Annotated in this window: 17 protein-coding genes; 5 read left to right on the top strand and 12 right to left on the bottom strand. The window is 74.4% G+C overall.

Annotated features, from left to right (window positions below):
• Window positions 1-64: 64 nt before the first annotated feature.
• Entirely contained in the window at window positions 65-1,213 is a 1,149-nt protein-coding gene (locus AB0H75_RS02560) for an acyltransferase family protein (RefSeq protein ID WP_367789055.1), read from the top strand.
• Here the strand turns inward: AB0H75_RS02560 and AB0H75_RS02555 are convergent.
• From AB0H75_RS02555 to AB0H75_RS02535, 5 genes are all read right to left on the bottom strand, one after another.
• A complete protein-coding gene (locus AB0H75_RS02555) occupies window positions 1,134-5,276 on the bottom strand; it encodes an alpha-(1->3)-arabinofuranosyltransferase family protein (protein ID WP_367789053.1) in 4,143 nt (1,380 codons plus the stop codon). The two genes, AB0H75_RS02560 and AB0H75_RS02555, sit on opposite strands and share 80 nt — an antisense overlap.
• The gene (locus AB0H75_RS02550) at window positions 5,273-6,379 is read right to left on the bottom strand and encodes a glycosyltransferase family 4 protein (RefSeq protein ID WP_367789050.1); all 1,107 of its coding nucleotides are present in this window, start codon (window positions 6,377-6,379) and stop codon (window positions 5,273-5,275) included. The genes AB0H75_RS02555 and AB0H75_RS02550 overlap by 4 nt, the downstream gene beginning before the upstream one ends.
• A complete protein-coding gene (locus AB0H75_RS02545) occupies window positions 6,376-7,185 on the bottom strand; it encodes a glycosyltransferase (protein ID WP_367788543.1) in 810 nt (269 codons plus the stop codon). Before AB0H75_RS02545 ends, AB0H75_RS02550 begins: the two co-directional genes overlap by 4 nt.
• A 12-nt stretch (window positions 7,186-7,197) precedes the next feature.
• Window positions 7,198-7,332, bottom strand: coding sequence for a hypothetical protein (locus tag AB0H75_RS02540; protein WP_020541447.1), 135 nt, complete (start codon window positions 7,330-7,332; stop codon window positions 7,198-7,200).
• A 104-nt stretch (window positions 7,333-7,436) separates the two neighbouring features.
• Window positions 7,437-9,044 (bottom strand): hypothetical protein, encoded by a 1,608-nt coding sequence (locus AB0H75_RS02535; RefSeq protein ID WP_367788540.1) that lies wholly within the window; start codon window positions 9,042-9,044, stop codon window positions 7,437-7,439.
• Between the two features lie 79 nt (window positions 9,045-9,123).
• Between AB0H75_RS02535 and AB0H75_RS02530 the strand changes: the two genes are divergently transcribed.
• The gene (locus AB0H75_RS02530) at window positions 9,124-10,962 is read left to right on the top strand and encodes a hypothetical protein (RefSeq protein ID WP_367788538.1); all 1,839 of its coding nucleotides are present in this window, start codon (window positions 9,124-9,126) and stop codon (window positions 10,960-10,962) included.
• Window positions 10,963-11,011: 49 nt separating this feature from the next.
• Here the strand turns inward: AB0H75_RS02530 and AB0H75_RS02525 are convergent, their stop codons facing one another.
• On the bottom strand, window positions 11,012-13,189 hold the full coding sequence (locus AB0H75_RS02525) for an acyl-CoA dehydrogenase (RefSeq protein ID WP_367788536.1): 2,178 nt from the start codon (window positions 13,187-13,189) through the stop codon (window positions 11,012-11,014).
• A 69-nt stretch (window positions 13,190-13,258) separates the two neighbouring features.
• The gene (locus tag AB0H75_RS02520; RefSeq protein ID WP_367788534.1) at window positions 13,259-14,521 is read right to left on the bottom strand and encodes a hypothetical protein; all 1,263 of its coding nucleotides are present in this window, start codon (window positions 14,519-14,521) and stop codon (window positions 13,259-13,261) included.
• Between the two features lie 80 nt (window positions 14,522-14,601).
• On the opposite strand from AB0H75_RS02520, the gene AB0H75_RS02515 reads away from it, so the two are divergent.
• Complete coding sequence (locus AB0H75_RS02515; protein ID WP_367788532.1) at window positions 14,602-16,032, top strand: AMP-binding protein; 1,431 nt, start codon at window positions 14,602-14,604, stop codon at window positions 16,030-16,032.
• An 18-nt stretch (window positions 16,033-16,050) separates the two neighbouring features.
• On the top strand, window positions 16,051-17,169 hold the full coding sequence (locus AB0H75_RS02510; RefSeq protein WP_367788530.1) for a S1C family serine protease: 1,119 nt from the start codon (window positions 16,051-16,053) through the stop codon (window positions 17,167-17,169).
• Window positions 17,170-17,303: 134 nt separating this feature from the next.
• Here the strand turns inward: AB0H75_RS02510 and AB0H75_RS02505 are convergent, their stop codons facing one another.
• Together AB0H75_RS02505 and AB0H75_RS02500 are read right to left on the bottom strand one after the other, a co-directional pair.
• The gene (locus AB0H75_RS02505; RefSeq protein ID WP_367788528.1) at window positions 17,304-17,642 is read right to left on the bottom strand and encodes a hypothetical protein; all 339 of its coding nucleotides are present in this window, start codon (window positions 17,640-17,642) and stop codon (window positions 17,304-17,306) included.
• Window positions 17,643-17,684: 42 nt separating this feature from the next.
• Window positions 17,685-18,653 carry a GlxA family transcriptional regulator gene (locus AB0H75_RS02500; RefSeq protein ID WP_367788526.1) on the bottom strand — a complete coding sequence of 323 codons (969 nt, stop codon included), beginning with the start codon at window positions 18,651-18,653 and terminating at the stop codon, window positions 17,685-17,687.
• 100 nt (window positions 18,654-18,753) lie between these two features.
• On the opposite strand from AB0H75_RS02500, the gene AB0H75_RS02495 reads away from it, so the two are divergent.
• A complete protein-coding gene (locus AB0H75_RS02495; RefSeq protein WP_367788524.1) occupies window positions 18,754-19,215 on the top strand; it encodes a hypothetical protein in 462 nt (153 codons plus the stop codon).
• 53 nt (window positions 19,216-19,268) lie between these two features.
• On the opposite strand, the gene AB0H75_RS02490 is transcribed toward AB0H75_RS02495, so the two are convergent.
• From AB0H75_RS02490 to AB0H75_RS02480, 3 genes are read right to left on the bottom strand one after another with little or no spacing between them, the layout of a single operon-like run.
• Window positions 19,269-20,396, bottom strand: coding sequence for a glycosyltransferase (locus AB0H75_RS02490; RefSeq protein WP_367788522.1), 1,128 nt, complete (start codon window positions 20,394-20,396; stop codon window positions 19,269-19,271).
• Window positions 20,393-22,063, bottom strand: coding sequence for an FAD-dependent monooxygenase (locus AB0H75_RS02485; RefSeq protein ID WP_367788520.1), 1,671 nt, complete (start codon window positions 22,061-22,063; stop codon window positions 20,393-20,395). Before AB0H75_RS02485 ends, AB0H75_RS02490 begins: the two co-directional genes overlap by 4 nt.
• Window positions 22,064-22,085: 22 nt before the next feature.
• Window positions 22,086-23,699, bottom strand: coding sequence for an FAD-dependent monooxygenase (locus AB0H75_RS02480; RefSeq protein ID WP_367788518.1), 1,614 nt, complete (start codon window positions 23,697-23,699; stop codon window positions 22,086-22,088).
• Window position 23,700: the final 1 nt, after the last annotated feature.

Here is a 23,700-nt window from a genome sequence, read left to right as displayed (position 1 = left end):
CCAAATCGATAGAAACAAGTTCTATCGTGGTTTGGCCGGTCGATCCACGGAGGCGGGAGCAGGCATGAGGAGCAGGGACGCGGCCCTCGACGGCATCCGCGCGCTCGCCGCGCTCGGCGTGTGGCTGCTGCACGTCGGGAGCAACACGGGCGTGATGTACCGGGAGGGGATGTACGCCTGGCTGATGGCGCGACTGGGCATCGCCGTCCCCATCTTCTTCCTCCTGTCGGGCCTGCTGCTCTACCGCCCGTGGGCGCGCGCGGTGATCGAGGATACGGCACGGCCCCGGCCCGGGATCTACCTGTGGCGCCGGGTGCTGCGCGTCATGCCCGTCTACTGGCTGGTGACCGCGCTGGCGCTGTGGGCCTGGAGCGGCCTCGACTGGACCGGCTGGCTGAAGTGGCTGCTCCTGCTCCAGAACTACTTCCCCGGCGACCCCACCCCCGACGGCCTCTACCAGATGTGGACGCTGCCCATCGAGATGGCCTTCTACGTGGTGCTGCCGCTGCTGGCCTGGGCGCTGGACCGGTGGGCGCGACGCGGCCCCGCGCCGGCGGTGCGGCTGCTGGCCGGCATCGCCCTGCTGCCGCTGGTGTCGGTGGTGAGCGTCGTCGTGGCGCGGCTGAGCGACCGGCCGGAGATCGGGCTCTGGCTGCCGTACCATCTGGTCTTCTTCGCCTGCGGCATGGCGATGGCCGTGCTGTCGGTGTGGATCAGGGAGAGCCGGCTGATCGACGCGCTCGCGCCGCAGCTCCTGGTGCTGGCCTTCCTGCTGTACGCGCTGCTGAGCACCGGCCTGGCCGGGCCGCGCACGCTCACCCTGCCCACCCTCGGCCAGTCGCTGCTCAGGATGAGCCTGGAGGCGGCGGTCGCGGTGCTGCTGGTGGCGCCGTTCGCGCTGGCGCCGCGGGCCGGCTCGCTGCGGCACCGGGTGCTCGGCAACCCGGTCACCGCCTATTTCGGCCGCATCTCCTACAGCTTCTTCCTGTGGCACGCGCCGGTGATCACGCTCCAGCTCAAGCTCACCGGCGCGCAGCCGTTCCAGGGCGACTTCCCGAGCGTCGCCGTGGTGTCGTTCGTCGTGACGCTGCTGCTCAGCGTGGGGAGCTACCATCTCGTCGAGTCCACCGCCCTCAGGCTGAGCGGGCGCCGGCCAGCACCGGCTTTTCCGCCGGCGGCTCAGCGGGCGGCTCCGGCCGGGCGGGCCGGGTGACGTGCTGCCCGAGCAGCGCGCCCACCGCCGCCGATGACAGGAGCTGCGGCACGTGGTCGGTCAGCGCCACCAGGTCGATCCCGCGCTCGCGCAGCATCAGGTACGCCGCCAGCGACACCGCCGCCGCCATGAACAGCCCCGCGGGCAGCCAGTGGGCCGGCAGCCGCCTGGACCGCAGCGCGAGCGCCGCCACCATCGCCGCCAGCACCGCCAGCGCCCCCGGCCAGCTCGCCACCCAGCCGCCGAGCGCCAGCCCCAGCACGACCGCGTACGGCGCCCGCAGCCGCGACAGCCGCGCCGCCGCGGCCGGGGCGGTCTCCCGCACGTGCTCGGGACGCGGCCCGCGCAGCACCAGGGCGGCCAGCGCGAGCAGCGCGATCCCGGCCATCCCGTACGCCAGCGCCAGCCAGTAGGCCCGGTCCGGCACGTACTCCAGCTTCGCGGTGCCCGAGGTGCCCGCGGGCAGCTCCCACGCCTGCTTCCAGCCGTCCACGCGGACCGGCCGCAGCGCCCGGCCGTCGATCGTGGCCCGCCAGCCGGTGTTGAAGTTCTCGTTGACGACGAGGAAGGCGTCCTTGGGCGCGCTGACCCTGACCTCGCGCTCGGCGGGCGTCCACGTCCCGCGCACCGCGGCCCCTTCGACGCCGCGCGGCTCGTCGGGCAGCCGGCCGACCACGAGGTCGTCGACGGCGAAGGGCTCCCACCCGGCCACCCGCACCCGGTTGTCACCGGCCGCGAGCCTGGCCCGCGCGCAGCCGAGGATCTCCACCGGCCGCCCTTCCAGCAGGTCGGCGTGGGTGCCTGCGACCTTGGTGGCCACGAGCTTGCCGTTCACCTCGATGTTCGGGCCGAGGCCGCAGGGCAGCCGCAGCGGGATGTCGGCGGGCCTGGTCACCGGGTCGAGGCCGGGCACGACCAGCTCGGTGAGCTGCAGCCGCTTGCTGAAGGGGGTGAAGCGCAGCTTGAGCGTGGAGGTCCGCAGCGGCCGGAACGACAGGTTGCCCTGCTCGTCCACCCGCCCGGCGCGGGCGATGCCGCGGTCGCCGGTGACGATCACGTCGAGGGGTTGCAGCCGGTCGCTGGACGGGCGGCCGAGCTTGATCCGCGAGATCGTCCTGTCGCCCTTCCAGGCGAGCGTGAGCGTGGGCTCGGTGTCCTCGGCGGCCGGGATCCAGGTGGTGGTCGCGTCGCCGTCGAAGGCCGAGCGGGGCGCGACCACCGGGTCCTTGGTGAGCTGGGACGAGCCGGTCACGGCGGTCAGCGAGCCGCTGACCCGGGTGAAGCGGTCGGCCAGCGCGGCGTCCTTGAGCACCGCCGTGCCGCGCACGTTGGCGCTCCCGGCGGCCGGCGCCGTGAACGTGCGGTCGAACCCGGTCTCCTCGCCGTGCCGGGCCAGCACCGGCTCGTTGCACACCCAGCGCTGCGGGGTACGCACGCAGGCGGGCCGCTCGTCCAGCCCGCGGTCCATGACGTAGGCGTCGCCGGTCGCGGCGGGCAGCCGGATCGTGCGCTCGGCCGTGACGCCGGGGATCGCCAGCTCCACGATGCCGACGCGCTGGCCGTAGCTCCACCGCTCGGAGCGGGTGGCGAGCACCTTCAGCCGCACCCAGCTCGCCGGGCCCGCGGGCACCCGCAGCGACTGGGGATCGGTGGTGTACTGGACGTCCTGGGTCAGGCTGCCGGAGTCGGTCTCGACGGCCACCCGGGCGATCGACTGGCCGAGCAGCAGGTCGGGGGCGAACATGACCTGGATGTTCGGGATCGCCCTGGCCGTGGGCAGGTCCACGCGCAGCCACTGGCCCTCGGGCGGGGTGGTGCCGCTGCTCTGCCAGCCGGTGGCGACGTTGCCGTCCATGGCCGCCCAGGGGCTGCCGGCGGGGTCGCTGCTGCCGGCGATGGCGTCCGGGTCGGCCACCGAGGTGGAGGCCGTGATGCCGGCGATGCCGTGGTACTCGGCGGTGGCGGTGTCGTCCAGCCAGCCGTCCTCCAGCAGGTCCAGCTCGCGGACGCCGCCGAAGTCGGCCTTCCGGTCGGCGGTGAGCGTGGGCGAGCGGTTGGAGCGCAGCTCGCCGAACGAGCGCTCGGTCAGGCGCAGCGCGTCGCTGACGACCGTGGGCAGCTCCAGCTTGCCGGCGTCGCCGTCCACCAGCACCGGGCCGTCGCCGAGCAGCCCGAGGTCGCCCATCGCCAGCAGCGAGTCCGGCCCGCCGCGCACGGCCAGGGCGTCGGCCGCCGACTGCACGGAGACCAGGTCGGCCGCGTCGGACACCTCGTACAGGCCGAGGGCGGGGAAGGCCGGGTCCAGCGAGTGCTGGGCGTCGTCGGTCTGGCGGTCGCCGACCGGCTCGCCGAAGGAGCGTACGTACCTCAGGCCGGGCGTCTCGCGCAGCGCCTCGTAGACCCGCGACGGCCAGGCGCCCTGGAGGTTCTGCCTGATGAGGTCGTTGCGGACGAGCAGGTAACGCACGCCGAGGCGGCGCAGCACGGCCGTCACGCCGGCCGAGCCGTGCCCGGCGGCCAGGCGCTGGTCGATGGCGTCCAGCAGCCGGGTCAGGCCGACCGAGCCCGGGGGCGTGATGCCCCGCGTGGTCCAGCGGGCGGTGGTCAGCGCCTGCAGGGGCTCGTCGATGGGGCGGCCCCAGACGTACTCGCCGAACTTGGCGCCCGGCACCAGCAGCACGCCGTCGTCGCCGGCGTTCTCGTCCAGCCAGGCCGCGGCCTCGCGCCAGTGGGACGGGATCTGCTCGAAGTCGCCGGGCGAGGCCAGGCCCTGGTTGAAGACCGGCAGCACGAGCGCGGCGGCGGCCACGGAGGCCAGCGAGCGCAGCGGCAGCCGCGCCCGTACCAGCAGGTGGGCCAGGCCGAACGCGAGCGCGAGGCGCACCAGCGGGTCAAACTTGCGCAGGTTGCGCAGCGGCGCGAGCGGCCCGTCCAGCAGCCAGCGCACCGGCTCGGCGGTGATCGGCTCCAGCGCGCTGATGTGCCCGGCCACCAGCGCGGCCACGCCCACCACGAACAGCGCCAGCACGAACCCCTTGGCCGGCAGGTCGCGGCGGGCCAGCCCGGCCAGGCCGAGCGCGGCCAGCGCGCCGGTGACCACGACCATCGTGGCCGAGGTGGCGATCGCGAAGCCGGGCGGCTGCTCGAAGACGCCGTTGAGCGGCAGGTAACGCACCCAGTCGGAGGCGCCGCGCAGGACGTTGGTGAGCGAGGTGACCGAGGTGGTGGTCGCGGCGGTCTCGGTGTACGGCAGGAACGAGAACGCGTACCTGCCGACCAGCAGCAGCGGCAGCCACCAGAAGAGGGTGGCCACCCCGACCGCGCCGCCCCACCAGGCGAGCAGCCGCCAGCGCGGCACCGGCCGCGGGCGGGTGAGGATGTACAGGACGGGCGCGACCAGCACGGCCAGCACCGCCACCGCGTTCACGCCGCCGCACAGCGCCACGGCCAGCGCCGACCTGATCGCGCCGCGCGCCCGCTGGCCGGTCTCCGAGGCGGTCAGCAGCGGGACGAGGATCCACGGCATCATCGCGGCGGGCAGCCACTCGATGGAGATCTCGCCGAGGATCGACAACGTGCGCGGGGCCAGCGCGTACGCCAGCGCCCCGGCGATCCTGGTGCCCGGCGTGCCGATGCCAAGTTGCCCGGACAGCCGCTCGACGCCGAGGAAGGCCACGCACATGAGCAGCGTCAGCCACAGCCGCTGCGTCACCCACGGCTGCACCCCGGCCAGGTCGCCGAGCGCGAAGAACGGGCCCATCGGGAAGACGTAGCCCGCGACCTGGTTCTGGAGCTGGCCGAAGTGTTGCAGGTCCCACAGGTGGGCGGCGCGCTCCAGCCAGCCGACCGGGTTGAGCGCGAGGTCCATCTTGGTGTCGGAGATGAGGTGGCCCGGCTTGGTGGTGAACGCCAGCAGGCCGAAGCCGAAGCAGCACAGCAGCAGCCACCAGCGCCGCCGCGCCTGCTCACTCACCGGGCGGGCCGGGACGGGCGGCCGCGTGGACGCCTTTCCCGTTCCGGGGCGGCCCCAGACCAGCTTGTCGGTGGACGGCGGGCGGCTCACCACTCCTCCCCGGCGGGCTCGCCCCGAGGGTGCCCGTTCAGGAGGGCCAGGAGGCGTTCGGCACTGCGGTCCCAGGAGAATCGGTCAGCCCATTCCCGACATTTCACGGTATAAGTGTGGTCCACTTCGCCGAGTGCGGCGGCGATGCCCTTCGCCAGGCCCGCGCCGCCGCCCCCCTCGGGCAGCAGCCAGCCGGTCTCGCCGGGCCGCACCGCGTCGCGCAGCCCGTCCACGTCGAAGGCCACGGTCGGCACGCCGAGCGCCGCCGCCTCCAGCACGCTCAGCCCCCACCCCTCGCCCTGCGAGGCGTTGACGTGCAGCCACGCCCGCGCCACGAGCCGGCTCTTGTCCCGCTCGGGCAGGTACCCGTGCAGGGTGACACCCTCGGGCAGCCGCGCGCGCAGCCGCTCCTCCTCCGGCCCCCTGCCGATCACGTCCACCTCCAGGTCCGGCCAGCGCCGCCGCAGCTCGGGGACGGCGTCGAGGAGCAGGTGGACGCGCTTGTGCGCGACCAGCCGGCCCAGGCAGACCAGCCGCGGGGCCGGGCTCCTGGTGACCTCGCCGGGGTCGGCGACGCTCACGCCGTTCGGGACGAGGTGGATCGGCCCCCGCCAGCCCAGCCGCTCGCGCATGGCCAGCTCCGTGGACGGCGACACGGCCACGCTCGGGTGCCGCCGGTAGCTCCACCGCGACACCGGCCCCTCCAGGAACCGCCCGAACGCGGCCAGCCACCCCGGCAGGTGCACCCCGAACTGCCGGTCGTGGACGTGGTGCACGACGCACACCACCCTGGTGCGCCGCCCCACCACCCACGGGGTGAAGAACGGGATGCCGTTCTGGCAGTCCAGCACGGCGTCGAAGCGCCCGCGCCGGGCCAGCAGCCAGGCCAGCACCAGCGGGTAGACGGTGAACGTCGCGCCCATGCGGGCGAAGTGCACGCCCTGGACGACCTCGCCGCGGCGCTGCCCGGGGGCCCGCGCGGTGACGAAGCTGACCTGGTGGCCCGCCCCGGCGAGGCGGCGGGCCAGCTCCCAGGCGAAGGTCTCGGCGCCACCGGCCTGGGGGTGCCAGGGGTCGCGCCAGTTGACGAAGGCGATCTTCACGGATATCCGACGGGGTCGGGCGCGGCCGGCGGGTCCCAGGCCGGGCGCGCGGCGGGGCGCGGCCTGGCCCGCAGGCGCAACCAGATGCGTCCCAGCTCCAGCACGATGCCGAAGGTGTGGCGGGCCGGCGAGAACCGGGACCCCGGCACGTCCTGCCAGCGCACCGGGATCTCGTGCACCTGCGAGCCCTCGGCCGCGCAGCGGGCGAGCAACTCGACGTCGAAGGCGAAGCCGGGCGTGCGCAGCAGCGCGGCGACCTCGCGGGCGAGCACGCCGTCGAAGAACTTGAAGCCGCACTGGGTGTCGCTCACGCCGGGCACGAGCGCGCCGGCCAGCGCCCGGAACCAGGCGGCGCCCAGCTCGCGGACCCTGCTGTGCCGGTTCTCCACGATCGAGCCCGCGTGGCCCCTGGAGCCGACCACCACGCGCTCACCGGACAGCAGCAGGCCGAGCGCCGCGTCCACGGCGTCGAGGTCGGTCGCCATGTCGGCGTCGCAGAACCCGACGAACGGGGCGGTGGTGTCCATCAGCCCGGTGCGCACGGCGGCGCCCTTCCCCGGGGTCGGGCACCGGACGAGGCGGACCGGTACGGGCCCGGCCGGCCACCCCCTGACGACCTCGGCGGTGCGGTCGGTGCTGTTGTTGTCGACGACGATGACGGCAGCCGGGAACGGCATGCGGGCAAGCTTCGCGCACAGCTGCAGGAGCCCCCCAGGAAGCCGCCGTTCCTCGTTGTAGGCGGGAACGACGATCTCGAGCAGTGGTGGCCGGCTCGTCCCGCCGTCCCCTTGCGGAGAGGGCGGCATGATGATCCGGGCTTACCGGTCGCCGTAGTTGTAGAGCGGCTGGTTGACCGGCGTCGCGGTGGAGCCGGTGAAGGAGACCGTGGTGACCGTCGCCACGAGGGCCGCTACGGCGACGCCGATGATCGCTGCTAAGAGGGCCTTGATCACGGGAGGTTCCTCCTCGAGCGGGCTGTGAGACCGGGCCGGACCCAACTTAGAACCAATTCTTGCTACTCGGAAGTAGCTCCACCAAATCTTAACAAAATGCCTGATCAGCGGCTTACTGGTTCGTCAAATCGGTACAACCGCAGGTCACGGTCATCGACTAGAACATGTGCTCTCCGTAGCCATAGGGCAAACCGCGCCCGCTCTTCACCTGTCCCCGCGTCGACTATCACGTAGCGGATCCCGGCTCCCGGCAGGTCCGGTGAAGGTCCTTCTAGTACGTGTTCTATCTCGCGGGCCCGCGGGTCCTCGCTCGCCACGACCAGGCTCCCCACGCGCACGGCGTCGTTCGACACCACCCGCCGCCCCGGCACGGCGAAGAAGCGCTGCGCCGGGTCCAGCACCGGCCGCCCGCCGTTCCAGGGGAAGCGCCGGTAGGACTCGAAGGGCAGCACCAGCACGTCGCCGGGCGCCGGGTCGCGCTCGATGACCGCGCGGGCGGCGCTCCAGCTCCCCGGGTACGGCACCGCGTCCAGCGTCCCCAGCGCGCCCCAGGCCAGCGTGGGCAGCACGGCCACCGGCACCAGGGCCATCGCGCCCACCCACGTCCGGCGCCCCGCCACGCGCCCGGTCAGCGCGCCGAGCCCCAGGGCCGCCGCGAGGGCCAGCGGCGCGACGAACTGCTGCGCGTCCCGGAACACCGCGAACCCGCCCCACCAGCCCACCACCTGCTGGTACGCCACCCGCCCCGGCTCGCTCACCCCGGCGCACGCCACGAGCACCCCCGTGACCGCCGCCGCGCCCAGCCCCCGGCGGAACGGCAGGTCCGAGCGCAGGAAGGCGGCCACCCCCGCCAGCACCAGCAGCAGCCGGGCGAGCGCGCCGGCCCAGGTCCCGTACCCGGGCGGCACGGCATGGGCGTTCCAGATGCCGCCGAGCGACAGCAGGCTGCCCACCGTCCCGAACGGCGTGTCGGCCCGCGCCGCGAACGCCGCCACGCCGACCGGGTCCGCGGCCAGCCCCTCGGGCCGCAACGCGGTCACCACCAGCCACGGCAGGCTGAACGCCACCAGCACCCCGGCCGTCACCAGCACCGGCCGCGCCGCGATCACCACCACCGACCGCACCGCCGACCGCGGCACCGGCCGGGCCGCCGCCCCCCGCTCCCGGCCCAGCCCGCGCGCCAGGGCGACCGGCAGGGCCGTGAGGGCGGTGACCGTCATGGCCGCGAACCCGCCGGCCGCCGCCGGCAGCACGGCGAGCGCCCGCCGCCGCCCGGACCATACGGCCCGCACCACCCACGGCAGCCCCGCGTAGCCGAGCAGCAGCGCCCACTGCCCGATGAGCAGCCGCTCGGCCACGTACGGGTTCCACACGTAGAACGCCCCGGCCACCAGCCGCGGCCCGAGCGACCCCGAGGGCGCCAGCACGGCCGCCCCTGAGCAGCCCAGCACGAAGATCCCGAGCAGGATCAGCTTCTGCACCAGCTCGGCGGGCAGCACCTGCGCCAGCGCGGTCACCAGGGCGTCGCTGGGCACCATCCGGGCCGCCCCGCCGGCCAGCCCGAACGTCCAGGCCGAGAAGCGCGGGTCCGGCACGAACACCATGTCGTGCAGCAACGCGAACCCCCGGCCCAGGCCGGGGCCGAGGGCCAGGCAGCCGAGCGCCAGCCCGAGGAGGGCGGCGGCGAGCCCGGCTCGGGTCGTGTGCGGCATCCCGCTATGACATCACAGCACTTCCACCGTCATGTCCGGACGTGGTTGAGTTACCGGGTTACCGCGGGAGGACGGGGCGATGGGGAGCGTGGCGACGACCGGGGGCCGCACCTGGCTGCGCGGCGGCGACGCCGTGCTGGCCGCCGGGCTGGTGATGCTGGCGGCGCAGCTCGTGTGGAAGTTCGAGATCGTCCGGCGCACGTACTTCCGCCAGGACGACTTCATGTTCCTCGCCAGGAGCCTGGAGAGCGGGTTCACCTGGGACTACCTCATGCGCGTGGACTTCGGCCACCTGATGCCGGGCGCGTTCGCGATCCACTGGGCGCTCGGGCGGCTCGGCGGGCACGACGACGCCCTCGCCCACGCGCTCACCATCGGCCTCCAGGCGGCGGCCGGGCTGGCGCTGCTGCGACTGCTGTGGGTGCTGTTCGGGCCCCGGCCTGCCGTCCTCGTGCCGTTCGGGTTCGCCCTGGTCACGCCGATGACGATCCCCGGCCTGTCGTGGTGGGCGGTGGTGGCCGAGACGCTGCCGTTCCAGGTCGCGCTGCCGATGGCGCTCGCCTCGCACGTGCTGCACGTACGCACCGGGCGCTTCCGGCACGCGGTCGCCGCGGCGGCGTGGACGGTGCTCGGGATGGTCTTCTTCGTCAAGGCGCCGTTCATCCCGGTGCTGGCCTTCGTGCTCACGGCGGGCTGGCTGGGCGGGGTGCGGCGGTGGTGGCGGGCGTGGTTGCTGTACCTGGCCGTGCTGGTGCCGTACGCGGTGTTGTTCCTGCACCAGCTCTTCACCTCCGTGCAGCTCACCCGGCAGACCTTCGAGCCCTCGCTGCCGAGCGCCGAGGTGGCCGTGAAGTCGGTCTGGACGCTGCTGACCGGCTCGCTGGTGCCCACCTCGCTGGGCGGGCCCTGGCGCTGGCAGCCGATCGGCGAGGACTACGCGCTGGCCGCCACGCCCGCCCCGCTGATGTGGGCGAGCCTCGCCGTGGCCGCCGTCGCGGTGGCGGTGTCGGTGTCGTGGCGGCGGCGGGCCTGGCTGGCGTGGGTGACGGTGCTGGGCTACTTCCTGCTGGCGGACTTCGCGCCGATCCTGCTGGGGCGGATCGAGCTGCTCGGCCCCGATCTGAGCGGGTTCGAGCTGCGGTACATCTCCTCCACGGCCATGGTCGTGGCGCTCGTCCTCGGGCTGGCGTTCATCCCGGTGCGCGGCGAGGAGCGGCCCTGGCGGCGGCCGGCGGTCCGGCTGCGCCTGGTGTGGGTGCCGCTCGCCGCCGCGGTCGTGGCCGGCTCCGTCTGGTCGGTCGCCGCCTACGCCGACCGGCCGCTCGGCCGCAACGTCAGGAGCTACGTGGAGACCGCCGAGGCCGCCCTGGCCCGGGTCCCGGCGGGCACGGTGGTGCTGGACACGTTCGTGCCGGAGAAGGTCGCCTTCCCGCTGTTCTTCTACGACTACGCCCGCCACTCCAAGGTCGTGGACCCGGCCGGGACGCACCGGGTCACCTGGACGCGCCGCCTGTCGGGGCCGGTGCCCGGCCCGCTGGTCTTCGACGCCCAGGGCCGCCTGCGCCCGGTGCGCATCGACGGCGTGACGATCCCGCCGGGCGGGGCGTGCGCCTCCGTCGGGCAGCGCGAGGTCAGGCTCCCGCTCCCCCGCCGGCTCGGGGACGCCGAGTACACCGTCCAGATCTCCTACCTGAACGGCGCTCCCACCGAGCTGTCCGTCCGGCTCGGCCTCGCCGGCGCCGTCGTGCCCGCCGGCGCGGACCTGGGCACGACCTATGCCACGCTCCACGGTGGCGGCACCGAGCTGTACCTGCGGACGGTGGGCGGCGGCACGACCTGCGTCGGCGAGATCAGGATCGGCGTCCCGGCCGCGGACGGGACGGCCGTCGCCGTCCCGCCGCAGCCGGTGGAGCGTTAGCCGGCGCGGCGCCGGCCGGTGTGACGCCGGCCGGTGTGACGTCGGCCGGTCACTTGCCGGGCTCGGGGTCCCTGGGCAGGCCGAGCATGCGCTCGCCGATGATGTTGAGCTGCACCTCCGTGGTGCCGCCGTAGATCGTCATGGCGCGGGTGGCGAGCACCGCCCGGTTCCAGTAGCCCGCGTCGCCCAGCTTCATGTCGGCCGCCGTGGTCGCGGCCGCGCCGAGCAGCTCGACCGCCGTCTCCGAGACGTGCTGGGCGTGCGAGGTGGACAGCAGCTTGCGCACGGAGGCGTCCGCGCCCGGCTCGGTGCCGGCGAGCTGCTTGAGCGTGACCCGCAGCGACAGCGCGTTGATGGAGTGACCCTCGCAGACGACCTCGGCCACCTTCTGCGCCTCGACCGGGCTCAGCTCGCGGCCGAGCCTGCCGGCCAGGCCGAGCAGGTCGGGCACCGACGCGCCGGTGCCGCCCGAGCCGGACGACAGCGACACGCGCTCGTTGGACAGCGTGTTGCGGGCGACCTTCCAGCCCTCGCCGACCTCGCCCACGACCAGGTCGTCCGGTACGAACACGTCGTCGAGGAAGACCTCGTTGAACAGGTTCTCGCCGGTCATCTCGGTCAGCGGGCGGACGGTCACGCCGGGGGCCTTCATGTCCACCAGGAAGTACGTGATGCCCTCGTGCTTGGAACCCTCGCTGGAGTTGCGGGCGATGCAGATGCCCCACTCCGCCACGTGGGCCACCGAGGTCCAGATCTTCTGGCCGTTGAGCTTCCAGCCGCCCTCGACCTTCTCCGCCTTCATCTGCAGCGAGGCCAGGTCGGAGCCAGCGCCGGGCTCGGAGAAGAGCTGGCACCAGATCATCTCGCCGCTGAGCGTCTTGGGCAGGAAGCGCTCCTGCTGCTCCGGCGTGCCGTAGACGGCGATGGACGGCACCACCCAGGCGCCGATGATGAGGGCGGGCAGGCGTACCTTGGCGGCCTTCAGCTCCTGCGCGATGAGCACCTGCTCCAGCGGCTTGGCGGCGCGGCCCCACGGGCGCGGCAGGTGGGGCATGACGAAGCCGCGCTCGGCCAGCGCCCGCTTCTGCTCCTTGCCCTCCAGCCGGGCGATCTCCGCGATCTCGGCGCGGATCGACTCGCGCAGGTCCTCGGCGTCCTCGGGCAGGTCGAGCTCCATCTCGCGGCTGACGCCCCGCAACGCCAGCGCGGCCACCTCGGCGGCCCACTCGGCCGACGAGCCGAGCAGGGCGCGCAGGGTGAGCGCGCGGCGGTAGTAGAGGTGCACGTCGTGCTCGAAGGTGTAGCCGATGCCGCCGAAGGTCTGGATGGCGTCCTTGGCGCACTGCACGGCGGCGTCGGGGGCCATCACGCCGGCGATGGCGGCGGCGTAGGCCAGCTCCTGGCCGTCGGCGCGGGTGGCGTCCCAGACGGTGGCGCGGGCCTGCTCCAGCGCGACCAGCATGCGCGACAGCTTGTGCTTGATGCCCTGGAACTGGCCGATCGGGCGGCCGAACTGCACGCGGACCTTGGCGTACTCGGCGGCGGCGGTGACGCACCAGGAGGCCAGGCCGACGGCCTCCGCGCCGAGCAGGATGGCGGCGAGGTGGCGTACCTCGGCGCTCTCGACGCCCTCCAGCACCCGGTCGGCGGGCACGGCGACCTCGGACAGCTCGACCTTGGCCACGGAGCGGGTCAGGTCGAGCGACTTCAGCTCGGTGACGGTCGCGGCGGCGGCGTCCAGCGCGATCCACCGCTCGCCGTCGGGGGTGGTCACCGGCAGCACCAGCACGTCGGCCAGCGCGCCGCCGAGCACCGGCTCGGCCGTGCCGGAGACGGTCAGCGAGCCGTCGGCGGCGGCGCTGCCGGTCAGCGCGCCGGTGAGCGCGACGGCGCCGGTGAGCGTGCCGTCGGCGAGCGAGCCCAGCAGCTCGTGGCGCTTGGAGGCGTGGATGACCGCGCCGGCCAGCACGGTCGGCACGTACGGCCCCGGAGCCATGCGCTCGGCGAGGGCCTCGACGGCGACGGCCGCCTCCAGCAGGCCGTAGCCGGAGCCGCCGGACTCCTCAGGCAGGTGCAGCCCGAGCAGCCCCTGCTCGGCCAGCCCCGACCAGAACGGAGGACGTCCCTCCGTGCCGGCGCGCAGCAGCTCGCTGGGGATGTTCCGCTCGGCCCAGCCGCTCACCGACTCGTGGAGCGCCTCGTGCTCCTCGCTCAACCCGATAGCCATCGCTCATCCTCCAGCAGGTACGCGTGCAATGCCAGAACCATATTCTAGAGGATGCTTCTGGCCAACGCCTTACAACGGGCGAACCTGCTGGGCCAGCGTGACCAGATCCGGCCAGCGCGCCTTGTGCCCGTCGGGGATCGAGGCCAGGAGCATGCCGGGCTCGGCCTTGCCGACGTCGACCAGCGTCACCAGGGCCTGGGCGACGTGCTTCCCGCCGCCGTCGAGGTAGGTGACCCGGTAGCCGAGCGTCCAGCCCTTGCCGCCGGTCGCGAGCTTCTGGGAGGCGGTCCACTGGACCGTAGCGCCCCCGGGGTACTGGGTGCGGATCGTCCAGCGGACGACCTCGGCGGCCAGCGCGCGGTAGTCGGCGTTCGTGGCGGGCTTCCTCGCCGGGGTCGCGCCCGGGTACATCCCCGAGGCGATCAGCGTGTACGGCTTCTGGATCCTGCCGATGCGCTGCGCGATCGAGTACGGCGCGTACGACCTGGCCCGCCACGGGACGGCCAGGCGCGGATAGGAGATCCCCGTCGCCCGGTCGGCGATCGTACCGATGACCACCGAGGCGGTGCCGGGCAGCGGCGTGAGCGCCTTGCTCGCCGGCACCGGGGGCAGCGCGACCGGGCTCGCCGACGCGGGGGCGGAGGGCGACGCCGAGGCCGTCGGACCGGCCGCGGACCGCGCGGCCTGCCCGGAGGGACCGCCCGCCCCGGACGGCACCGGCGCGACCGGGACGACGCTCTCTCCCTGGCCTTGGCCCTGCCCCTGCCCCTGCTGCCGGTTGGCCGGCACGTCGCCGGAGAAGAGCGTGAAGACCAGCACGACCGCGACCACGGTGGCGATGATCGCGCCGATCAGGTAGACGACCCTGATCGGGATGTCACCGATACCGCGCCGCGGCGGCGTCGGCGGCAACGGCGGCAACGCCGAGACCACACTCTTCCGCACGGGCTCCGGCGCGGGTTGGACGGGCTCCGGCGCAGGCTGGACGGGCTCCGGCGCGGGTTGGGCGATCTCCGGCGCGACCTCCGATGCGGGCTGCGTGGCCTCCGGCGCGGGCTCCTGCACAGTCTCCTGCGCGGCCTCCTGGGCGGCCTCCTGGGCGGCCTCCTGCGCGGGCTTCTGCGCGGGCTCCTGGGCGGGCTGCCGCTGCGGCGCCGGCGGGAGGGGCGCGTACGGCGGCTGCCGGCGCGGCGGGGCCGGGCTCGGGGTGGGGCGATCCTGGGCGGGGGGCCGCTGGATCCGCGTGGTCTCCTCGGCCGGAGGCAGAACGATCTTGCGGAACGGGGTGGTGGGTGAGTCCGAGGTAGGGCTCTGGTCGCCGACGTCCGCCATGACCTTGAGATTACGTCACGACAGGATCGGTTATTTCCTCTATAGCCGCAGCAGAATCTAATTCTGTAAGGTCTGGCGTCATGAGGGGTTTCTACGAGATCGCCACCGACGACCCGGAACGCCCCGCCCTCCTCGGCGCGGAGAGCATGACCTACGGCGCGTTGTTGTCGCGGGTGAACCAGGTGTCCAACGGCCTGGCCTCCCGCGGCGTGCGCCGGGGCGACTGCGTGGTGACCGTGCTGAAGAACGGCCCGGACGCGCTCACCATGATGCTGGCGACCTACCAGACAGGCGCCTACCTGGTCCCTGTCAACTGGCACTACACACCCGAGGAGATCGACTACATCATCGCCGACTGCGGCGCGAAGGTCGTGGTCGGCCCCGGCTCGCTCACCGTCGCCGAACTCGCCGCCGGGCAGCCGGACACGGCACCCGCCGAGCGCTGGGCCGGCTCGATGATGCTCTACACCTCCGGCACCACCGGCCACCCCAAGGGCGTGCGGCGGCGGCTGCTGGAGCTGACGCCCGAGGAGCTGTACCCGATCCTCATGCGCAAGAGCTGGCGGCACTTCGGGCTGCCCATGAACGGCGTCCACCTGGTGTGCTCGCAGCTCTACCACTCGGCCCCCTACGGGCAGGCGATGATGGCGCTGCAGTTCGGGCACGCCATCGTGGCGCCCGAGCGGTTCGACGCGGCCGAGACGCTGCGGCTGATCGAGCGGTACCGGGTGACGAACGCGTTCATGGTGCCCACGATGTTCCACAGGCTCCTGGCGGTGCCGGACCGGACGTCGTACGACCTGTCGTCCCTCACCCACCTCTACCACGGCGCCGCCTTCTGCCCGCCCGCCACCAAGCAGGCGATGATCGACTGGCTCGGGCCGGTGTTGTGGGAGTACTACGGCTCGACCGAGGCGGCCGTGGCCACGATGGTCTCGTCCGAGGAGTGGCTGGCCCGGCCGGGGACAGTCGGCAGGGCGCTGGACGGCATGAGGTTCATCATCGTCGACGAGGACGGCCGGGAGCTGCCGCCCGGCGAGCCCGGCCTCGTCTACATCGGCGGCATCAACCGCTTCGAGTACCACGGCGACCCGGACAAGACGGCCGCCGCCATGCGCGGGCGCGACTACACGCCCGGCGACATCGGCTACCTCGACGAGGACGGCTACCTGTTCCTGCTCGACCGCCGCACCGACCTGATCATCTCCGGCGGCGTGAACATCTACCCGGCCGAGGTCGAGGCGGTGCTGATGGAGCACCCGGCGGTGGCGGACGTGGCCGTGATCGGCGTCCCGGACCCGGAGTGGGGGCACAAGGTCGTGGCGCTCGTCCAGCCGGTGCCCGGGGTGGCGGGCGGCGAGGAGCTGACCGCCGAGCTGCTGCGGCACTGCGCGCCCCGGCTGGCCAGGATGAAGCACCCCCGGCTGATCGAGTACCGCGAGTCGCTGCCGCGTACCCCCACGGGCAAGCTCAGCAGGCGAAATGTTCGGGAGGCGTATCTTTCGCGTTGAGGCGGGCACACCTCTGCCATGAGGCAGCCCATGAGGAAGATCGCCACGGGGCTCGCCGCCGTGCTGCTGCTCACGGGCTGCGGGCCCTTCGCCTCCGTCGGCGCGCAGTCCCCGACCGGCGCGCCGGCGGCGACGCCCCCGACCGCGACCACGGGTGCGGCCACGGGTGCGACTCCGGTCACCCCCGTCGCGCCGAGCGGTCCCGCGCAGGCCCTGGAGTCGGCGTACGAGCAGGTCATCTCGAACGTCCTGCCGTCCATCGTGCAGATCAACACGAAGGTGGGCCTCGGCTCCGGCATCGTCTTCGACAACGCCGGCCACATCGTCACCAACGCCCACGTGGTCGGCGAGGCCACCCAGATGACGGTGGCGTTCGCCACCGGCGGCGCGGAGCGCTCCGCGCGGCTGGTGCGCTCCTTCCCCGCCGGCGACCTGGCCGTGATCAAGGTGGACGACCCGAGCGGGCTGCGGCCGGCCACGTTCGGGGACTCCTCGAAGGTGCGGGTCGGGCAGATCGTGCTCGCCATGGGCAACCCGCTCGGCCTGTCGGGCAGCGTGACCGAGGGCATCGTCTCGGCGGTCGGGCGGACGATCAGCGAGCCGCAGGAGAGCGGCTCCCCCGGCGCCACCATCGCCAACGCCGTCCAGACCTCGGCCGCGATCAACCCCGGCAACAGCGGCGGCGCGCTGGTGAACCTGTCCGGCCACGTCATCGGCATCCCCACGCTCGCGGCCACCAACCCCGACCTCGGCGGCGGCGCCGCCCCCGGCATCGGCTTCGCCATCCCCGGCAACACCGCCGTGGACATCGCCAACCAGATCATCAAGGACGGCAAGGTCACCAACAGCCGCCGGGCCGCGCTCGGCATCCGCGGCAGCACGGTCGTCGGCTCGGACGGCGAGCCCAGCGGCGTCGGGGTGGCCCGGGTGGAGCAGGGCGGCGGCGCGGCCAAGGCGGGCATCCGGGCCGGGGACGTGATCGTCTCCGTCAACGACAAGCCGACGCCCACCATCGCCGACCTGACCGAGACGATCGCCGCCCTGCAGCCCGGCACGCGGGTGAAGGTGGGCCTGATCCGCGCCGGCGGCTCCAGGACGACGATCGACGTGACGTTGGGGCAGCTCCCCGGCGAGTGAGCGGGCCCGGGCCTACCGCCCGGCGGTGAAGACGATCTCCACCCGGCGGTTCTTGGCGCGGTTCTTCCCGACCGGCCCGCCCTGGACCACATTGGGCAGCTTGGGTCGGTGACAGCAGGATGGGCAGGGCCGCGCTAAGAGAGCGGAACGTCGGTGATCATGCCGAACGTCGGCATCTCGACGTCGACCTTCGTGACGCCGGCGGGCGGGGCGGCGAAGACCGCGTACAGGGTGGACGCCTCGCCCTTCTCCAGGAACTGGCCCTGGGTGCCGGAGCACACGCACGCGGCGTCCTGGCCGGTGCCGTTGCCCGGGCCGTTGTGCAGGTTGACCTTGCCGTCGAGGGCGGTGACCGTCCGGGTGAGGCCGGCCGTCCTGCCCTGGCGCCGGAGGTCGGTGATCTCGACGCGGGCCTCGCCGTGCTGCCGGGCGCCCCGGCCGAGCAGGCGCCGCAGCGCGTACCCGCCGATCACCCGGTCGCCGTTCGCCGGTGCCGGATCAGCCAGATCCGCGGATCACCCGGTGGCCGAGCTCTGCGTCAGGCGGTAGCGGGAGGGCGAGACCCCGTACCGGTCGAGGAACGCCTGCCGCAGCGTCTCGGCCGTCCCGAAGCCGCAGCGCGCCGCGACCGCGGACATCGGCAGCGACGTGGAGGCCAGCAGGTGAGCGGCGGCCTCGGCGCGGGCCTGGCGGACGTACCGGCCGGGCGTCAGCCCCAGGTGGCGCAGGAACAGCCGGGTGAGGTGCCGCTCGCTGACCCCGGCCGCGGCGGCCAGGGCGGCGGTGGACAGGTCGTCGGCGAGGTGCCCGCCGATGAAGTCGACGGTCCGCCTGACCAGGCTGTCGGCGGGCGGTGGCGGGGCCACGAACATGCTCATCTGCGCCTGGTTGCCGGGCCGCTGGAGGTAGGTGACGAGGTTACGGGCGACGGTGCGGGCCAGCTCGGCGCCGTTGTCCTCCTCGACGAAGGCCAGCGTGAGGTCGAGGGCGGCGGTGACGCCCGCGGAGGTGGCGACGTCGCCGTCCCGCAGGAAGATCGGGTCGGGATCGACGGCGACCCGGGGGTGGCGCTCGGCCAGCTCGCGGGCGAGCTGCCAGTGGGTGGTGGCGCGCCGCCCGTCGAGCAGCCCGGCCGCCGCCAGCACGAACGCCCCGGTGCACACGGACGCGACCCGCCGGCTCTCCCTGGCCAGCCTGCGGACGTGGGCCACGACGAACGGGTTGGCCGCCGCGTCGTCGTGGCCGATGCCGCCGGAGACGACGAGCGTGTCGAGCGGCCCGGTGATCCGTTCCAGCGCGAGCTGCGCCTGGACGGTCAGCCCGGTGCCGCAGGTGACCGGCCGGCCGCCGGGGGTGGCGACGCGCACCTCGTAGCAGGGGGCCGCGCCGTGCCAGTTGGCCTCCTCCAGGGTGGAGGTGACGCAGGCGATGTCGAGCAGCGAGGCCGCCTCGTACGCCACCACGACCGTCCGCCTGGTCTCCATGCCCCCGACTGTAGGGCCGAAGGACCTGGAACCCAAGTTTTCGGACCTGTCCGGCCGCCTGCCTTGGCCCGCCCCCGCCCGCCCCGGGACAGTCGTGGACATGACGACGACAAGCACGACGACAAGCACCACGACGAGCACCACGAGCACCGCGAGCACGACGGGCAAGGGGACCGGCCGCCGCCGCTGGGGCAGGTTCGCCCTCCACTACGTGGAGATGATCATCGCGATGTTCGCGGGGATGTTCGCGCTCGGCGCGCTCCTCGACGTCCTCGGCCTCGGCGTCTCCCACGAGACCCATCCCGAGCTGGGCTACCTGGTGATGGCGGTGAACATGTCGATCGGGATGGCCGCGTGGATGCGGTTCAGAGGGCACGGCTGGGCGGCCACGCTGGAGATGTGCGCCGCGATGTTCGTCCCGGTCGTGCCGCTCTTCCCGATGTTGTGGCTCGGCTGGATCGACGCGCACGGCCTGATGACGGCCGCGCACGTGGCCATGTTCCCGCTCATGCTGGCGGCGATGGTGCGCCGGCTCGACGAGTACGCCGGCTGCGCCCACTGAGCGGGGCCCGCCCCGCAGGCCCGCCCCGCAGGCCCGCCGAGGAGCGGGACCGCTCAGGCGAGCCGTTCCAGCAGCGGGACGGTCTCCGCCGGCGAGGGCAGCGCGCCGATCTCGGCTCGCACCTCGGCCGCCGCCAGCCTCATCCGGTCGTCGCCGGTCAGCCGCTCCAGCGCCTCGCGGGCCGTGTCGGCCGACACCTCGTGCGGTTCGAGCACCGCGGCCAGCCCCCGGCGCGCCAGCAGCGGCGCGTGCATGTACTGGTCGCCGCCGTGCGGCAGCACGAGCTGCGGCACCCCGGCCGCGCAGGCGGTCAGCATCGTCGCCGCGCCCCCGTGGTGGACGATGCCCGAGCAGGTCGCGATCACGTCGGCGATCGGCAGCCAGGTGGCGGCACGCACGTTGTCGGGCAGCTCGGGCAGGTCGGCGGGGTCCGCGCCGCCGAGCGCCAGGACCAGCTCGACCTCCAGCTTCCCCGCCGCGGTGACGAAGTCCTCCAGCACCGCGATCCCCGCCCAGCGCGGAATCTCGGTGCCCAGCGTCACGCAGACGCGCGGGCGCCCGGGCCGGGCGACCATCCACGCGGGACGGGCCGCGTCACCCCCGCTGTACGGCACGAACCGGACGGGCCGGTCGAGCCGGACACCGGGGTCGAGCAGGCTCGCCGGCATCGGGTCGAGCACGAGGGCGGGCTCGACCGGCCACGTGCCGGCCCCGTTGCGCCCGGCCGCGGGCGCGACGGCCGCGCGCACGGCGTCCCGGATCTCCTCGGGGACGGGCAGCCCCAGGTGGTAGCAGACGGCGGGCACGCCGCGGGCCGCCGCGATGATCGGGCCCGCGTACTCCAGGGACGAGTGCACCACCAGGTCGGGTCGCCACCCGTCCGCCACGGCCGCCAGCCGGTCCACCACCCGGTCGGTGAAGTCGCCGAACAGCCCGCCGAGGAAGCCGGTCAGCTCGAACCCCGACTCGGCGGCCCGCCGCTCGTGCTCCCCGAAGGCGGCCATGATGTCGCCCTCGGGGTAGCCGTCCACGGCGGGCAGCCCGGCCTTGCCCATCGCGTGCAGCGAGTGCCCGCTGGTGCCCACCAGGACCTCGTGGCCCGCGGCGCGCGCGGCCCAGATCAGCGGCACCAGGCTCAGCGAGTGCCCGAGCCCCGGTGACGTCGTGAAGAGAATCCTCATCTCGCCTCCTCCTGAGTACGGCTGAGTACGCGGTCCAGCACCCGGCCGAGGGTGTCCTGCCGGTCGGTCCCGGGCGCGGGGCCGCCCCCGGCGCGCCAGGCGATGAACCCGTCCGGCCGCACGAGCACGGCGCCCCCGCTGCCGACCCCGTACGCCTTGGCCCAGGGCTCGTCGGCGATGAGGTGCGCGTCGAGGGGGACGCCTCGGGCGCGGGCGGCGCCGGCGGCGGCCCGCGCCCAGCCGGCCCCGTCCGCGCCGGCCAGCAGCGTGAAGTCCCTGCCCAGCAGGTCGATCGTGGAGCCGCCGGTGTCGAGCGGCACGTGCGGCGCCCTGGTCCCCGGGCGGCCCGAGGGGGCGTTCACGTCGTCGTAGTCGGCGGGGTCGTAGTCGGAGGGATCGTGGTCGCCGGGGCCGGGGGCGCCGGGGCCGGGGGCGGGGCCGGCCGGGTCGCCCGCTTCCGGGACCGTCGCGGACGAGCGGTACCGGTAGCCCATCATCACCGTCAGGTCGTCCACGATCGGCACGGCCGCCACGTCGCCGACGGCGGGGTTCTTGAACCGGTCGAGCGAGCGCGCCACGGCCTGGTCCACGGTGAAGCGGCCCACCGGCAGCCGCTCGTCCTCGTAGGTGTCGAGCAGGGCCGCGCCTGCCCTGCCCGACAGCACGTACGCCAGCTTCCAGGCCAGGTTGTGCGCGTCCTGGACCCCGGTGTTGGCGCCGAACCCGCCCGTGGGCGGATGCACGCGCGCCGCGTCGCCGGCGAGGAACACCCGCCCGGCCCGGACGCGGGCCGCCACCCGCGCGGCCAGCTCCCACGGCAGCCGGCCGAGGATGCGTACCTCCAGCTCGGGCAGGCCGGTCGCGGCCCGGACGAGCCGCACGCAGCGCTCCTCGCCGAACTCCTCCTCGGCGCCGGCGCCGGGGAAGTACATGGCGTCGAGCTGCCAGCGCTCGCCGTCGGTGCCGAGCACGCCCATGACGTCCTCGTTCATGACCTGGCAGTGCATGAACGCCCGCCCGCGCACCGCCTCGGTGAGGTCGGCCTCGAACAGGATCGCCATGTTGTGCACCATCGTGCCGAGCCCGTCGGTGGGGATGCCGAGCCGCCGGCGCACCGGGCTGGCGTTGCCGTCGCAGGCGAGGAGGTAGCCGGCGCGCACGGTCCGGCGCCCGCCGGTGCTCCGGTCCTCCAGCACCGCCGTGACGCCCTCGCCGTCCTGCTCGAACTCCGCCAGCCGCACGCCGAAGCGCACGTCGGCGCCGAGCTCCACCGCCCTGGCGCGCAGCAGCGGCTCCAGCCTGTCCTGCGGGCACGGGGCCCAGCCGGTGGGGCTCACCGGGCTGGAGTCCTCGAACACGCCGTGCAGGTAGGGCACCTCGAACCACTCGTGCTCCTCGCCCGCCAGGCTCTCGGCCCGCAGGATGCCGCTGGCCCGGTCCTTGCCCTCCAGGCGGCGCTGCGCCCGGCGGATCGCCGGCTCCAGGCCCACGGACCTGTAGAGCTCCATCGTGCGGGGGTTCACGCCCCAGGCGCGGGCGTAGATCGAGGTGTCGGGGTGCCGCTCCACCAGCAGCGGCCGGACGCCGTGCCAGGCGAGGAACACCGCCGCCGACAGCCCCACCAGGCTGCCGCCCGAGATCAGGACTGGAACGTGCTCGTCGTGCATGGTCTCGTCTCCCTCGGAGGTGTCAGCGCAGTACGGTGCGCAGGTGCGCGTCGAGCACGCCCACCCTGTCGAGCGTGCTGTGGGCCGCGAGGTAGCCGTCCGGGCGCACCAGGCAGGCCAGCGGCCGGTCCCGCGCGCCGTACGCCTCGTGCAGCCGGCCGCTGACGTCGTGCAGCGCGTCCCCGCCGCCCGCGGACCTGGTGACCAGCCGGACGGCCAGGCCCGAGCGGGCGTAGCCGCGCAGCCGGCCGGCGACGTCCGGGTCCAGGCCCGGCCCTGCGAGCACGAGCAGCGTCCACTCGGGGCCGCTCAGCAGCCGGAACAGCCGGGTCGTGCCGCCGTCGCCGGTCGCCACCGGGGCGTCGGGCGCGCGTTCCCCGGCCGCCGGGCTCACCCCCGGCACGGACGGGCCGCTCAGCGCCCCCTCGGCGTAGTCGACGGGCGGCTCCGTACGCACCAGCGGCCGGCCGCCCCGCCGCCGGTGCCCCTCGCGAAACAGCGCCTCGGCGTCGGGGTCGAGGCTGCCGGTCAGCAGCCAGCCGGTCCTGTGGAGCTGCTCGCGGGCCACGGCCCGCCGCTCGGTCCCGTACGTGTCCAGCAGCCGCGGCGAAGCCGTGCCCGCCACGACCGACGCCAGCTTCCACGCCAGGTTGGCCGCGTCCTGGATGCCGGTGTTCATCGACTGCACGGGCAGCGGGAACGTGCGGGCCGCCTCGCCCAGCAGCAGGCAGCGCCCGGCGCGGAAGGCTCCGGCCAGGGCGCCCGCCGGGCGTACCCGCCAGGGCCAGGCGGGGGCGGACAGCGTGAGGTCCGTCCCCGCGAGGTCCCGCAGGACGGCCTCCACCTCGCGGACGTCGCCCAGGCCGCCCAGCTCGTCCGGCCTGCTCATGAACAGCCGGTGCCGGCCGCCCGGCAGCGGCACCAGCCCGGCGTGGGTGCGCGGGCCGTGGAAGATGTACTCGGTGTGCGGGTCCAGCGGGTGCGGGGTGCTCACGGTCACGTCGAGCTGCAGCCAGGTCACGCCCGGGTAGGCGGTGACCTCGCGGTCGAGGCCGAGCGCGGCGCGGGCCGTGCTGTCCGCGCCGTCCGCGGCGACCAGCCAGCCGGCCCGCGCGCGCTCCGTCCGGGTCCGCTCCGGCCGGGTCCGCTCCGGCCGCGCATGCTCCGCCCGGGTCCGCTCCGGCCGCGCATGCTCCGGCCGTCCTTCGCCCGTGCCGGACAGCTCCGCGGTCACCCCCGCGTCGTCCTGGTCGAGGCGCAGCAGCTCCGTTCCCCATTCCACCTCGACGCCGAGCGCGCGCAGCCGCTCGACCAGCAGCGCCACCGTGACCTCCTGCGGCACCAGCAGCGGCACCGGCCACGGGCCGTGCTCCTCGCGCAGGTCGATGGTGATCGGATCGCCGCCGAACGGCTGCCAGACCTTCGTGGTGAAGTCCACGCCGGCCGCCCGGTAGCGCCGCATCGGCAGGCCGAGCGCGTCGAGGGCCTCCAGCGTGCGCGGCCAGACGTTCGGGCAGCCGGTGCCGGGGGCGGGGCCCGGAGCCCGGTCCACGACCCGGCAGGCGACGCCGCGGCGGGCCAGCTCGGCGGCGGCCGCCAGCCCGGCCGGGCCCGCGCCCACGATCAGGACGTCCATG

The sequence above is a fragment of the Nonomuraea sp. NPDC050783 genome (assembly GCF_040802095.1).
Lineage (GTDB): Bacteria > Actinomycetota > Actinomycetes > Streptosporangiales > Streptosporangiaceae > Nonomuraea.
This window is presented reverse-complemented; position numbering and strand designations above follow the sequence as displayed.